Origin of the sequence: Asaia siamensis (assembly GCF_014635085.1) — a bacterium.
GTDB lineage: Bacteria > Pseudomonadota > Alphaproteobacteria > Acetobacterales > Acetobacteraceae > Asaia > Asaia siamensis.
In genome coordinates this window covers 204,537-218,940 of the sequence record NZ_BMCH01000004.1, presented here as the reverse complement: position 1 = coordinate 218,940, position 14,404 = coordinate 204,537, and the positions used below count along the sequence as shown (strand labels likewise).

Sequence of the window (14,404 nt, the reverse complement as noted above, 5' to 3'; positions counted from 1 at the left end):
CATCAGAAGCGCACTCCTGTCTGGAATGCAGCAATCCAGCCCTCGTCAGGGAGAGGGCCATGAGCAATGGCATGGGTTGCAGAAGCACCCCAGAACACCGGGCCGCTGACCTTGCGCAGCCCGAAGCCGGCACCGGCAATGGAGCCCCCCCGCAGTGCTGGCGGCAGATTGTCCGCTCGGTATCCGAGCTTCACGAACCCGCTATCAATGATCCCGTAGAACTCTGTGCCGTCGACAAACAGGCGACAGAGGCCCCGGTACACGCCACAGCGTTCGTGAAGATCGAGCGGGGCCAGGCGATAGGAGATATCGTCGCGGACATAGAGCCCCTTGTTCCCCACCAGCATCTGGCTCAGGAAGCCGCGTACCGTGTAGGGGCCGCCGAGCTGCAGCTGCTCCGTCGCGAATTGATTGCGTGAACTGAGTTCACCATGAAAGGAGACGTGCCAGGACAACCCGAATGGAAGAGGCTCGTAGCCATCAATATCCAGTGCAGGCTTGACGTATCTTGTGTGCGGCTCGCTCTCTATCGGATGCGCGAAACTTGACCTTGTGCCTGCGCCGTCTGTGCCGAAACGAACACCGAGCGTCATATACCAAAGCCCGCCGAGTGCCTTAAGAGACTCACTGGCCTGGGTCACGACCGAGGCCTGGCGTGCACTTTGCGTATTCAGCCGGACATGGTTGAGAGTGGAGTTGAATGATTTAAGTTCGTAAAGCGCTTGCAGGGTCGTTACCCCGACACTGTTGCGCGCGACAACGCGTGAGACGCCGAAACGGAAATCACGGCGACGCCCGCCGAGACGATAATCCTCACCCAATGTCTGGAGGTGATAGACATCATCAGACATCCAGAACCCGCTAAAGACCGACCATTTGCCGTAGGGGATCGAACCATCGGCTGAAAAATACTGCGTGCCCCGGTGACCTGCCGATCCGACCAGAGAGTGGTCATATTCGACTGACCACATATCCAGCAGGCCCAGCGCATCCTGAGCCGTCAGAAGTGCATGGCCCGTCTCATGGCCGGTCTGGTATTGTCCATTATTATCTGCCCAGACTTGCCCATGCAGGATGCCAGGATTTTGCTCCTGGATGACAACCGAGGAGCTTCCTGGCTTGTCACCTGGAACGATCTGCATTTTTGCCGACCAGTTAGGCATACGGTTCATCTGGTCCAGACCCTGCTCAAGATCGCGCAAGTTCAGGAGATGGTCGCGCAGCCCAGGGAACCCCATGAGTTCATGATGCCGCGCGGAGATGCCGGCGAACTGGATCGAAGAGAGCGTACCTTCTATCACCACGATGCGCAGTCTGCCGGACTGCAGGGACTGCTCGGGCAGATAGGCACGGGACGTGACATTACCCTGCTGCACATAGGCACGGTTAATATCGTCGAGCGCGTGATTGAAGTCACTGACACCGAGACAGCGTCCCCCGTAGCGCTGGATCACCCCGTTCCTGGCGGGTTCGCTCAGATGCGGCGCATTCTCGATCGAAAGAGACCAGACCCTGACGCAGCTTCCCCCGCCTTTTATCGGGGACGGATTATGAAATTGGGTGTCGCTGTCTGGTGGAGGCAGCATATCCAGCTGCTGCTGACGCTGCCTGAAACGCTGGAACTGATCCTGTGACGACCCTGGGCCTGCTGGCATCAATGCAGGCGGATCAGCCCGCATCTGAGCCTGGGCGTGTGCTGTAGCGTAGTAAAAAAGGGAGAATCCACCTGTCAGGGCAAGGCAGATAACGCGTGACGCAGACATTGAAACAGGCCCGGTTTAAGAGATGCGCTTGAAGATGACGTCAGTGTGAAGCAGGGCGAGCCATCAACTGCTCGGCGGCTGCCAAGGCACCATCAAGGCCGTCGAGCGCAAAATTGATCGTCAGCACGCCGTCTAGGAGCTTGTTGATTTGCATATGCCCCTGCTTGCCATGCCTAAGGGCGCGGGACTGCTGCTCCGTCAGTTCCAGAACCGACAAACAGCCGGTCGGAATGCAGCTTTGCCAGGCAAGGGTGAGGGGAGCATTGGCGTCTGCAACCAGATGAGCCGGTTTGACCAGCGATAGCCCAAGAGGTGTCATGAGCGTCAGACGCCATGGACGGCTTGCTATAGGCATCTTGACCGTATCCGGCGTCGCCTTTGCCAGAATCACTCCACCGATCGGAACGTCTTTCTTGTCGGCTTCTTGCTTGGAGAGTCGTTGCTCAACCGTACAAATATTCGGCGCACCATTCAGTGAACCGGCGGGATAGATGCAACGATAGGTCCAGTCCCCCACCGACCCGGAGACAGTTGCGGGAGATGCTGTCGGGGTAGTCGGAAGTGGCGCTTGTTCAGCGGCGGCAAATCCCGGAGCCGCCATGAATGCACCAGCAATCACGGAAAGGAGAGAAAGACGCGCAATACTGCGTTTCATTGTAGATACACCTGCAACATTCCTGTTGCCCGGCGCATTACGCCTTTTCCATTATAAAAACAGTATTAAAACTCCCTTAGATATCAAACATAATTGATAATTGACGATATTATTGAATATTAATCGACATTAATTAACTCTTTAACGGTAGACTCGCATGACTGGAGCTCGAGTAAAAATCAGGAAGGCCGTCGGCGATTGCCCGGCATAACGCTCAATCGGATTAAGACTGAAAATGAACACTTCCATTTCCTTCCATTATCGGAAGTAGATGCAATGCGCAGAAAATCGCGATGGAATATCTGGAAAGCGACCGAGGGAGCGGCATGCAGGACAGACTAGCGTAATTGCTAACCGGTAAGTAGCGGTTGGCTGGCTGCCATAAGTTTTCCAGTCGGGCTCGACAGGCATGTGAGCTAATTCTCGCTAATATTTGCGCCTAGTGGCGCTTTCGAGAATCACCAGTCAGGTCGTTTGCGATGGCTTGCAAAGCGCGTTCGGCCCGTGCCCGCTCGCTTTCGCCTTCGGTTGGCAGCACGGGAATGTCGGGCACAATGCCAGCTTCCTCGTTTGTACCCCTCGCGCGTAATCTCATACAATTCGGCACTCGGATACGAAGATGCGAGTGTCGAAGGATGATGGGGTCGCTCTTCGTCATGAAGCCGCACCCATCTCCACCTGTGCGATTGCCAACAAGCTTCGCGATCCGGTTGTCTTGCATAACGGCTGCAAACATTTCAGCCGACGAGTAGGAGCGCTGGTCAGCAAGGACATAAATCGGCCCAGTCCAGCTGCCAAAGTATGACTGAACTGTGGATGCAGAAGAAAGAGCGGCTGCAGCTTTGCTGTCGCCCAGGGCATTTTGGGCCAGGCCAGCGGAATAGCCTCCAGCATAGCCCGCAAAGAGTAGCCGATTGCAATGCGTCGGCGACCAGACGCGTTGTTCGCGCCATACCCATGACAGGTCGCAACGATTCTCACCGATCGCCGCGGCCCGCTGGGAGAAAAAGGATCGTGCGTCTAAGAGCGCAGCCTTGGCGTCATGCGATTGAGTGACGGCGAGCGCTTCGTCAATATCTCTTATCTCGTCAGCAAAGTAGCGACCTGCATCGGATGCATCTGCCATTAGAAGCCGTGCGGATCGTACCGGCCTGTCAGTAAAGAGACGGGGCGTCCAGTCTCCGCTATCGTCGCCTCCGCTGTCATTGCCAATATCAACGACAAGGGCCGTGGCACCGGTGTGACGCAGCGTTCTGATCTCAGCCGCCATATCCTGAAACCAGCGTAGCTCCGCCGCGCCGTGCATTGAATCGCGAGTGATTGCCCTGCCAGCCTGCCGCAGGTCCGCCCACGCATGCAAACAGGCGGCAGGAAAGGCGCGGGCACGGAAGTTCTGGATGCGGATGATACCAAGCATCACGCCCGATCGCGTGATGGTGCCGGCCCGGAACGTCGAGCCAAGCCCGTCCAATATCAACTTGAAGCCAGGTAGCCCCTCCAATGGCAAAGAAAAAGCGACTGATCCGGTCGAGGCGTATCCCAGCGCTGCGCAACCTTCGATCGGCGCCGCCGGATCAAGCGCAGGCTGGCTGGGCTCGATCGGAGGTGTCGTCGCTACAGCTAGGTACGGCAACTCGGAAAGATGTCCATCATGAAAGCCCGCAATAAAAGCGCGAATGGCGTCGGCTGCCTGGGTGTCATCGTTCGCCGACGCCACTGCAACCGCGGTCTTGCGATCAAGCGCCGGTAAGTCGACCCCGCCGGCGTCGGAGGCTTTCCATGCGAGATTAGCGTAACGGTTCACCAACTCGGTTTTGAGCTGTGAATAATCCTGTTGCCACGCTTTGCGATCAAACGAGGCGGCTGCAGATGAAGTTGAGGGCAGCAGACTTAAGGCAATCGGTAGAAGCAGGCGCATAGAGAGCTCCATCAGGGCAGCACCGAATGCCTATGTGATAGCTCGACGTTTATGTCCGGGCAAAGACGGATCGTGCAGGCTGAGCGTTAGAGGTGGCGACGATACTCGGAAAGCTCGCAGCTAGCGCGGAAGGGCCGTTGGTCAAAAAGAACGGAAAACCCCTGTCCGGCAACTCTGCCCCAACGCAACGAACCTGCACAGCACTGTGATAAATGGATGTAAGATCACCGCGTCTTCCTCAAAAGCCTTTGGCTACCTTCGAAGAATTTTAGGACAGCCTTCACGTGGTGAAAACTCCGATCTTTTTTCCTCTTTGTGATGTACATTAGAGCCAATGCACATCACAGAGAGATATTATAACCTTCAGAAGCTGACGCCCGCCTGAAGAAAAACATATCGACCGATAATCTGCTGAGGGTACATCGAAAGGGCTGTATTGGTTGCACCATCAGGCACGAAGGGCGGTTTCTTGTCCAGGATGTTCTGGACGCCACCCTCGAAATTCCACCGCCCTGTGCGATAATCGACGGTCACGTCGTGCGAAAAGATGCCCGGAACCTTGCAATAAACGAACGACTTGCAGGAAAGATCGGTCGAGCCATCGTTGAAGTGCATTCCTCCTATATAATTCATCATGTAGGTCAGGGAGATGTTGTTATGGCGCCATGTTACCGTCGCGTAATCGCGCACGCGCGGCTGACCGCCACCTGCCTGATAAAAAAGCCTGCCCGCATAGTTGTACCATGAACCGCCGGGCGTGTTTTGCTGCAGATAGCTGACCAACTGCTGGAAGTTGTTGCTCACCGTGAGACTGTCATATCGCGTGACACGCAGTGTGTAGCTCAGGTCAAAATCGATACCGCTCGTCCTCAGTCCGCCTAGGTTCTGATAGGTATCGTTGATCTGCGTAATCTGTCCGGAGGCGTTTCGTGCAGAGATATAGCTGCAATAAGACGGGTTGGCACCGGTGTAGCATTCATCGGCGATATACTGACCGGGCAAGGTGCCGATCATGTTTTTGAGCGTGTAATGCCAATACTCGACGGAGGCCTGTAGATTGGGAATCCAGCGCGGCGTGATGACCGTCCCGACCGTATAGGTACGCCCCTCCTCGGGCTTAAGCGCGGCATTGCCGCCTGAAAGCTGAGGGAGCTGTCCTGAGTTGGCGTTGACGAAGGTAGCCGTGTTGACCCCTTGCTTGGCACAATTCGCCACGACCATGGGCGAAAGTGCCCCATAGCTGCTGGCCTGTGCGCAGGGATCATTGCCCGAATAATAACCGATCGCATGGCCTCCATAGAGTTCAGTGATGGTCGGGGCGCGGAAAGATGTGCCGAGTGTTGCACGGAAGCGGATATCGCGTACCGGTGCCCAGTTGATTCCGACCTTCCAGTTATAGGCGTCGCCGAACGTATTGTAATGCGACCAGCGCCCCTGACCATCAATAGTCAGATCCTTGGCCAGAAACGCGTCCTGCAGCAGCGGAATTTTACCCTCAAGATAGGCTTCGGTCGCATTATATCCGCCACCGGTATAAGTGGAGCCACCACCCAGATCGCCATTTGCCGCCAAAGGATCGGGAGAATAACTACCCTGCTCGCTACGATGCTCCATGCCAAGCGCGATACCGACGGCGCCGCCATGCTGATAGGGCAGCTTGACCACGTCGTTATTGTGCACACGCAGATTGAAATCACGCATCTGGTAATAGGCATGGTCGATCTGCGTGTGGCGCAGATAGGCCGCCTGGGCGGTCGTCAGGGATGTCCCGGGATTGATCAGCGAGCACCCGGTAGAGGCAACACAGATCGACGGGTCATAGACGACCGCACTGGCCGCATTCGTGGGATCGACCTGACGTGAGCCGAGTGCCTGCAGATAATGCGCATAATTCAGCGAGTTCTCTGCGTTCAGCATGGCCTGAGAGGTGCCGTAGGTCATAGACGCATCATAGAACCAGTTGGCAACGATACGTCCCTTGGCCCCGCCCATAACCTGAGTCGTGTCTACCGCCTCCTCATAGCGCCGGGACCCGAGATCCGTGAAACGGCGATAGAGCGAGACATCCTGACCCCAGTAATTATAGGGGCTGCCGCTGGGCAGGATGATTGAGGACTCCAGAGTCGACGGGTAGGACGCTCCCGTGGTGGGCCATCCGGCCAGAAAATTATTAGCGGTTTTGTGCGAGTAACGCACATTCGCGTAGAGCTGGAGATGATCATTGACGTCGTAATGGGCGTCACCGCTCAAATTGGACGATTGCAGGCTGTTCGACAGGTTCTGCGCCGACGCGAAATTGTAGCGGTCGGCGTTCGTGAAACTGTGATAGCCGGCTGCCGTGCCGGAACCATTCGAAACATAGCTGTTATCGCCGACAAACACGCGCGTGTTTGCGGTAATGGAACTGCCATAAGGGATGGTCGCCCCTGGAGCGACATTCGCGTTCCACGGCAGAGCCGACCAGTCGCGGTTACGCTGCATGACGCCGCTGGTGGTCAGATACTGGCCAAAAACGGAGATATTGCCGCGACCGTGGTTAAAATTGAAACCCTTGTAGCCGGAAATCTTACCTGTCGCGCCATCGCCCACGTCGGTGATGCCGCCGCGTACCGTGATCCCGCCTGTGGTGAGGTCGTGCTTGAGCTTGATATTAATGACACCCGATACCGCATCGGCACCATAAAGCTCGGAGCCACCATCCTTGAGAATCTCGACCGAAGCGATCTGATCCACCGGCAAGGCGTTCAGATCAACGCATGAGGAGCCCTGCCCCATTGTCTGGACCTGACGCTTACCATCCACCAGAACCAGAACGCGGTTAGGACCAAGATTGCGCAGATCGGCACAGGACATACCCAGACCACCATTAGACTGGGTATTGGTCGAGGTGCCGCTTGCTCCACCGGTACCGATGGACGGCAGGCGCTGCAAATAATCACCGATCGTGACGGCCGATGTCTTCTGAATTTCACGAGCCGTGATGATCTGAACCGGGTTGGCGTTCTGGTCCTTGTTCTGGCTCAGCGCCGAACCGGTCACCGTGACCGTCTCGATCCTGCCACCGTCAGACGCTGCGTTCGACAACACGCTTCGCTTTGACATCGTACCCGCCTTGGTCCGGGCGACGCTGGCAGACATGGCTTTCCTGCTTTTGCTATCCTGCGTGAGTCCTGCTGCCTGTGCGGATGCCGTCATTGCAAGGAATGACGCTCCGACGCAGAGCATGAGGCGATGGGACTGTCTCATGGAACTTCATGTCCTTCTCTGGCCACAACGTGGCAACACCGCCACCGATGAGATACCAGATATCGTATACGCTACGATTCTGCAACGTTCCATTTAAGATATGATACACCCTACCTCAGGTCGATTTCAGAATGATCTCGATCCGAGAGTCTCGCACGTCACCCGGGTGTATGACGAGTGCCGCCCCTGACAGGACGAGAGCATGAGGCGGCAGACTACCCGTCACCGACCGGGGGATCCTGGATTTCGGCAAACGCAGGGCGAGCCTTATCGTGTCGGGCAAAGCACGCTCAGCGGTAACCCACATATCGAGGCGCGATCCGTCCGATCGCCGCCTCAGAGTGAAGCTGATCTTACCCCATCGTGTCGGCGCGTCCGACACGGCAATGCCACTTTCCGACCACACCCAACTGCGTGGAACGCCGCGAGCAAGATGAAGAGTGGTGCCATTTTCATCCTCATGCACAAGCGCCTCCCTGAGGAGGATGGGCAGGGTCATTTGTGCAGGGAGACAGAACAGGGCGAGCTCCCCTCTCAGCCCTGCCACCTCGGACGCCGTCCAGCTTCCACGCGTATGGATGTGATAGCGGTGGGCATAGAGGAACAAGATGAATTCCCTGATACGATCCTGACGCAGAAGAGCCAGCGCATAGCCGTAGGAAATGAATCCAAGCATGTCTCGGCTTTCAGCACTTGGGGGAGCCAGATTGCCGACAACGCCCATGACCGTCGCGCCATGGGCACGCATCGAATTGATAAGCTGATTTTCCAGATCTGGCGTGAGCACCCCGGACTGAAGCAACTCGGCATAAACCCGATGCGCCCATTGCTGCTCACTGTATCGATGCGTGAGCAGAGACTTGCGAAAGCTCTCGGACACACCAGGGAGGATGGGGACATAGGGAGGCGACTGGTCGTGCTGGATCGAGGACGACAGCGCTTCATTCACGCGAGCGCGCAGCTGTTTCGCCCGTTTCAGCCAATCCTCGCTAAGGGCTGTCTCGCCGGGGGCGAGGGCCCTCCAGAGAATGGCGCCATCCTCCAGGCCACGCGCGGCGAGACCGGAATTACTGAAATAGGGCTTCCACCAGATCGATGGATCGGGAAACAGGCACGCGTCGCTCTCGCTCCAGCCCGCGATAAGCCCGTGGGCCGGGTCCGCATCGGGTAACCCAAGGGCCTTGTCATGGAGCGCCACCAGCACCTGAGCCATGGCGCCTATCTTCAACTGGTAGCGTTGCAGCACAGCAAGATCGCCGCTCAGCCGCGCATAAAGCGCGAGCAGAGACAGCGTCAGCCCTGTTTGCCCCACTTCAGGGCCGCGCATTGCGACCAGCCCATCCGGCGTCACAAAATGCTCGAACTGGTCGATCAGGATCGCCTTCGCCTGATCGAAGCGACCCCAAACCAGATTGGCATAGAGCGAGGCCGTAAATATGTCCTGGAACCCGTCATATTCCGGACCGGCATAATCCCTGTCGACCACACCGTAACGCGCGCCCGTCCCTCCGCGACGCACAATGAGTTCCTTCACGAAACCATGGGTGGCAATATCGCTCCAGTCTGCCCGCGGAAGGTGAATTTGCATTTGACCAATCTGGGTCTTGCGCCAGAAAAATACACAGCGCAGCAGCGCCGCGTTGAACTGGCTCTCATCTGGATCGGGTCGGAAAGGTCCGAAAGGCGGATAGCTCGTCCCATAGACCACCCGTTCGACTTTCCCGTTCGAAACAAGCGTGACCCGCTGCCAGCTTGGCACCTGATGGATTTCCGTAGTGTCTGTCTCGGCGAAAACCATGACCTCCCAGTAGCGACCTGGACCTGTCTGGAACTGTTTGACAATGATCGGCAGATCCCCACCAAGGAGCCCCTCCCGACGATGGGCTACCAACGGTGCTCCGGCATGAAGTTCCGGGGCGATACGATCAACATGCCAGTTGCGCGTGTTGCCTGCTGGCGTGAGCGGCATGACATCATCAGCCTGAGGCGTGCCAATGAAACTGGTCCAGACGATGCGGCCAACCTGCTCGCTTTCGAAATGACTATCTACCGATGGTGCGGCATCGCGCACCGCCATCTCGTCGGGGTCGTCTTCCCCACGCAGCAATGTATCGGCCAGCAGATCGGCCTCGGCGAGGGCAAGACGGGGAAAGGAAAGGCCGCAATAGGGCACTCCGGCGGGGGCCTCGTAACTTTCGAGAAAGCGACTGAGCTTGATCGTCTCACCTGTCGATGAATGGAGCGTGAGTGCTCCGTCGGGTGTCGCCCTGTCCTCCACGATCTTCCATGCCTGCCCCCTGCCAGACAATACAGGCCGGACAGCTTCCCCCTGCCCCAGCGCAATGCCGCGCATCGCAAGGCTGGCGGCAGAGAATACGCCGCCCAACAGGATCATCCTTCTCTTCATCATCATTCGCTCCGCCGCGATTAGACCAAGGGCCGTCCCAAAATCCTCTTTGCAGGACGCATGCGGACGCGGCACAACCTCTCCTGTCGGCCACGCCAGTCATATTGCGCACCTCGAAATGGCTGGTGGCCTCGTTTTGTATACGATATATGATTGTGTCATCCCCCGCGGATCGTGACAAGACCGCAACGAAAAGGTAACGCCGTTTCATGACCCTCGCCGCGCGCAAGATGCAGCCTCTTATCGTCAGGTCCATTACGGACCAGCTCTATGGCGTGTTGCGTGAACAGATCCTCTCCGGGGCACTTCCCGCCGGTCAGCCGATCCGCCAGGATACGTTGGCAGCCGAGTTCAACATCAGCAAAATCCCTCTGCGCGAAACTTTGGCGCGTCTGGAGCAGGATGGTCTGGTCAAGGCGCAGCCCAAGCGCGGCTATACCGTTTGTGAGCTTACCTCACGAGAGGCAGAGGACGTGTTCAAGCTGCGTCTGAGGCTCGAGCCCAGCGCTGCGGCAGAGGCTGCCCTTCTGGCTACGGCCGCAGATCAGAAAACAGCCCAGAAGGCGCTCAAGGAATTGGAGACTGCCGCAAAGCAACATCGTACCGATCTGAGCAACTTTAACCGCGTGTTCCACCTATCTCTCGTGCGACCGGGCGCCGGGCGTCTGACACTTCACGTGATCGAGACGTTGAGCGTGATTGCCGAGCGTTATGTCCGCTTCCACCTCCATCCCCTGGGGCGTGATACGCGCGCCAATACTGAGCATCGGGAAATCCTCGCCGCCTGGCTCGAGCGCGATGCCCTGACTGTCGAGACCTTACTCGTCGAACATCTTCAGGACACGCTGGAGGATCTACGCACCGAACTGGACATCAAACAGCCCATCAAGGCGACACTTCAACCCGAAGCATGACACCCTCAGGCGGCAGATTAAGCCCGCTATCGGTCTCGTCACCGTTCCAGATACGCGTTCCATGCCACGCCCCTTTGGCGTCGATCTCCCCCTGCTCGACACGCCTGACTTCGTGAAGGCTGGTGTCGTGTAGCGCCGCTGTCAGACCGATGCGCGACGCGGCGCCGATAACGAGGAAATGTGTCTCGTCTAGGCGCGCGACGACTGCGCGACCCATTGGCTTGTCACGGATCGGCGCCGATGAAGGGTCGGGCTGTCCCCATTGCGCACCATAACTCGCCTTGACGATCCAGTGACCCAGGCGATGCGTGGGCGACGGCGCCCCGGGTTCCTCAATGAGCGAGACCACGTCACCGCGTGCTGCGAGAGGCACCAGTACAGGAGCCGTTTGCGCGAGGAGGCGGTTATCGGCCCCATGAAGTCGAATGGCCGCATCGTGCAGATCCGGATCATCGACACCGAAGACGGAGGCGCCGAGCGCGCCGCGTGACAGCATGTCCCACGTCCATCGCGCATTTTCTTCCGTTATGCCGCTCTCAGACAGGAAGGGCGCGTTATCTGCCCGCTGATAGGGCAGCACCCCCGCCTGATATTCCGCGAAATTACCCGTATAGGTATCAGTGCCAATCACGTCGATTGCCGGGGTCTCCCGCTTCCAGAGATCGAGCATATTTACGGTGGCGCCACCACTCGGATATTCGACCCCTGGTTGCGTCAGGCCTCGATAGCGCAACCAGACATTAACGTAGAGCGGCAGCGGATACTCTGCCTTTCCTGCCGCGGCGACACCATTCACGTAACGTGATACAGACCAGGCCGCGAAATACTCGGCGGCATCACTACCGAAACGCCCCATCCAGTCGGTTCCCCGCGCACCGTTTGCAAGATCGGCCGGGACCAGCGCGTGAAAGGCAACCTCAGCCTCGGGGCTATGGTCGCGTACAGTGCCGAGCAGTCCGGGCTCGTTCTCCACCTGAACCATGATCACCGTATGTTCGACAGAATCGCGCTCACGCAGATGCTTCATCAACGCGCTGAAAGCCTGCTTGTCCTTCTCGAGTGTCTGGCTACCGAAGGGCGACATACCATCCAGCTGGCGGCCATCGGCATCGCGCAGGCGAGGAAAACGTTTTGTGTCGCGTTTCATCCAGAGCGGCACGTAATGTCCTGCGCCGTTCTTCCAGGTGCCGAACCAGAGCAAAGCAAGGCGTTTGCGATGCGTACGTGCCTGGGTGATGAGGGTGTCGACCATCGAAAAATCATAATGCCCCTCAGCAGGCTCCATAATTTCCCAGTAGACCGGAGCCTGCACCGTATTGACAGAGAGGGCATCTGCCGCCTTCCAGAAAACTGGAAGGTACTCTGGCCAGGCGCTTGAATTATGCATCTGGGCCGCGAGAACAAAGAAGGGTCTGCCATCGACCTCCATGTGGAAATGCCCGTCATGTCCCTTCATGCAGGGCATCGGCGTGACACCACCAAATGCCGCCGAGCACCCGAAAAGAAGCGCAGCCGCGCAGGCTGAGACGAGTCCCCTCATGAGACCTGGAATCCGTGGCAGAAGACATCCTCCGGATCGATCCAGAGAGTATTGAAACCGGTTGACACCGCACGGCCTTCGATCAGCGGTATGATTGCCGGAACGGTCCCGTTCGGCCCGGGGAGCGAAGTGAGCGATTCGATCGTACCGATGAACCGGCTGTGGATATAACTCTCATGTATGAAAGGGTGGCCCGGCTGCAAAAGCCCTTTGTGATGGAGGTGGGCGAGGCGTGCCGAGGTTCCGGTGCCGCATGGGCTGCGATCAATCGCATGATCGCCGTAAAATACGGCATTGCGCCCTTGAGTAGGTGAAAGCCCCTTATCCGCCCAGAGGACATGTGAGACGCCGTTGATGGCAGGGTCGAGTGGATGGACCGGGTGACACTTCGCCTGCACAGCCAGCCTGACTCGCGGGCTCAGGTCCAAAATGCGTTGTGCCCCCAGCGCGTCCAGCCCTTCATATCCAGGTTGGGGCTCAATGATTGCATAGTAGTTACCGCCATACGCCACGTCGACTACAAGAGGGCCGATGCCAGGTACGTCGATGTTGATACCGGTGGCGGCGACATAAGAAGGCACATTGCGAATACGCACCTTCGTAACCCGCCCTGCCTCTTCGGTGTATGAGATATCGATCAATCCGGCCGGGACTTCGAGCTTCAGCGTACCCGGCTCGCGAGGCACAAGCAGCCCATGCTCGAGGGCGAATGTGACCAGACCGATCGTGCCATGGCCACACATGGGTAAGCAGCCGCTCGTCTCGATGAAAAGGATACCGCCGTCGGTATCCTGCCGGCTCGGAGGATACAGGAACCCTCCGGACATCATGCTGTGACCACGCGGTTCATAACAAAGCCCGGTTCTGATCCAATCGAAGCGTTCGAGAAAGTCCAGCCGCCTCTCTCCCATCGTCGCACCACGCAGCAGGGGCGTGCCTCCAGCAACGAGCCGCACAGGGTTACCGGCCGTGTGGCCGTCGATACAGAAAAAAGTGTGACGCATGGATATCCCCGGTTTGCCTGAGATCAGAACGGACGACTGGCGGCGGCGGTCTCGACCATACGGGTCACCGCGTCCCGTCGCGCGCCCTCTAGAGGCAGACGCGGCAGACGCACGCGCTCGGAGCCACGCCCCATGATCTGCTCTGCCAGCTTGATGGACTGGACAAGGTCATGATCCGCATCCAGATGGAGCAAGGGCATGAACCAGCGATAGATACGCAGCGCCATTTCAAGATCCTTACGCTGCAGCGCCTCGACGAGGGCGACGGATTCCTTGGGAAAAGCGCTGGTCAGACCGGAAATCCAGCCCTCTGCGCCCAGCAACAAGCCTTCGAAGGCTACGTCGTCGAGCCCTGCCATGATGACGAAGCGATCGCCGAACTCATTGGCGACATCGGTGTAGCGACGTGTATCGGCAGAACTTTCCTTGATGGCCTGAATCGTCGGGCATTCGGCCAGACGCGCAAGAACGTCCATTTCGATATTCACGCGGTAGGCGGTCGGGTTGTTGTAAAGCATGATCGGCAGATCCGAGGCCGCAGCGACCTGCTTGAAATGATGCTCCAGTTCATGGGGTTTGGGGACATAGACCATGGCAGGAAGCACCATCAGCGCATCTGCGCCCACACGTGCCGCCTGACGGGCGAATGCGACCGCGCGTGGCGTCGTGAGCTCTGACACGCCGACAAAGTAGGGGACGCGCCCTGCAATAACTTCGTGGGCGGCTTCGAGCACACGGATCTTCTCATCTGGTTCGAGCGAGTTGTTCTCACCGCATGTTCCCATGATCACGAGCCCATGGACGCCGTCATTGATCAGGTTATCGAGAACCTGCTGCGTCGCGCCGAGATCGACCGAAAGATCCTGCGAGAACTGCGTCGTTGCTGCGGGGAAAACGCCTGACCATTTCATGATTTCTTTACCTCTTACGATAGCGGAGCGACTTGCTCCCTCACCT

9 protein-coding genes are annotated in these 14,404 nt (G+C 57.9%); 1 reads left to right on the top strand and 8 read right to left on the bottom strand.

Annotation, left to right across the window (positions count from 1 at the left end; translation table 11 throughout):
- Positions 1-2: 2 nt before the first annotated feature.
- The 5 genes from IEV53_RS09020 to IEV53_RS09000 form a co-directional block, all read right to left on the bottom strand.
- On the bottom strand, positions 3-1,763 hold the full coding sequence (locus IEV53_RS09020) for a ShlB/FhaC/HecB family hemolysin secretion/activation protein (protein ID WP_188426455.1): 1,761 nt from the start codon (positions 1,761-1,763) through the stop codon (positions 3-5).
- A 40-nt stretch (positions 1,764-1,803) separates the two neighbouring features.
- Positions 1,804-2,418 carry an invasion associated locus B family protein gene (locus IEV53_RS09015; RefSeq protein WP_188426454.1) on the bottom strand — a complete coding sequence of 205 codons (615 nt, stop codon included), beginning with the start codon at positions 2,416-2,418 and terminating at the stop codon, positions 1,804-1,806.
- 439 nt (positions 2,419-2,857) lie between these two features.
- The gene (locus IEV53_RS09010; RefSeq protein ID WP_229719789.1) at positions 2,858-4,336 is read right to left on the bottom strand and encodes a S41 family peptidase; all 1,479 of its coding nucleotides are present in this window, start codon (positions 4,334-4,336) and stop codon (positions 2,858-2,860) included.
- 363 nt (positions 4,337-4,699) lie between these two features.
- Positions 4,700-7,582 carry a TonB-dependent receptor plug domain-containing protein gene (locus IEV53_RS09005; protein WP_188426452.1) on the bottom strand — a complete coding sequence of 961 codons (2,883 nt, stop codon included), beginning with the start codon at positions 7,580-7,582 and terminating at the stop codon, positions 4,700-4,702.
- A 115-nt stretch (positions 7,583-7,697) separates the two neighbouring features.
- Positions 7,698-9,977, bottom strand: coding sequence for a Tat pathway signal protein (locus tag IEV53_RS09000; RefSeq protein WP_188426451.1), 2,280 nt, complete (start codon positions 9,975-9,977; stop codon positions 7,698-7,700).
- A gap of 221 nt (positions 9,978-10,198) precedes the next feature.
- Here IEV53_RS09000 and IEV53_RS08995 point away from each other — a divergent pair, with 221 nt between their 5' ends.
- Positions 10,199-10,903: a GntR family transcriptional regulator gene (locus IEV53_RS08995; RefSeq protein ID WP_188426450.1), complete on the top strand. Its 705-nt coding sequence runs from the start codon at positions 10,199-10,201 to the stop codon at positions 10,901-10,903.
- Here IEV53_RS08995 and IEV53_RS08990 read toward each other — a convergent pair.
- Genes IEV53_RS08990 through IEV53_RS08980 form a run of 3 tightly spaced genes read right to left on the bottom strand, consistent with a single transcriptional unit; the run spans position 10,875 to position 14,358 of the window.
- Positions 10,875-12,443: a DUF5597 domain-containing protein gene (locus tag IEV53_RS08990; protein ID WP_188426449.1), complete on the bottom strand. Its 1,569-nt coding sequence runs from the start codon at positions 12,441-12,443 to the stop codon at positions 10,875-10,877. The two genes, IEV53_RS08995 and IEV53_RS08990, sit on opposite strands and share 29 nt — an antisense overlap.
- Positions 12,440-13,447 carry a 4-hydroxyproline epimerase gene (locus IEV53_RS08985; protein WP_188426448.1) on the bottom strand — a complete coding sequence of 336 codons (1,008 nt, stop codon included), beginning with the start codon at positions 13,445-13,447 and terminating at the stop codon, positions 12,440-12,442. Before IEV53_RS08985 ends, IEV53_RS08990 begins: the two co-directional genes overlap by 4 nt.
- A gap of 23 nt (positions 13,448-13,470) precedes the next feature.
- On the bottom strand, positions 13,471-14,358 hold the full coding sequence (locus IEV53_RS08980) for a dihydrodipicolinate synthase family protein (RefSeq protein WP_188426447.1): 888 nt from the start codon (positions 14,356-14,358) through the stop codon (positions 13,471-13,473).
- Positions 14,359-14,404 lie beyond the last annotated feature (46 nt).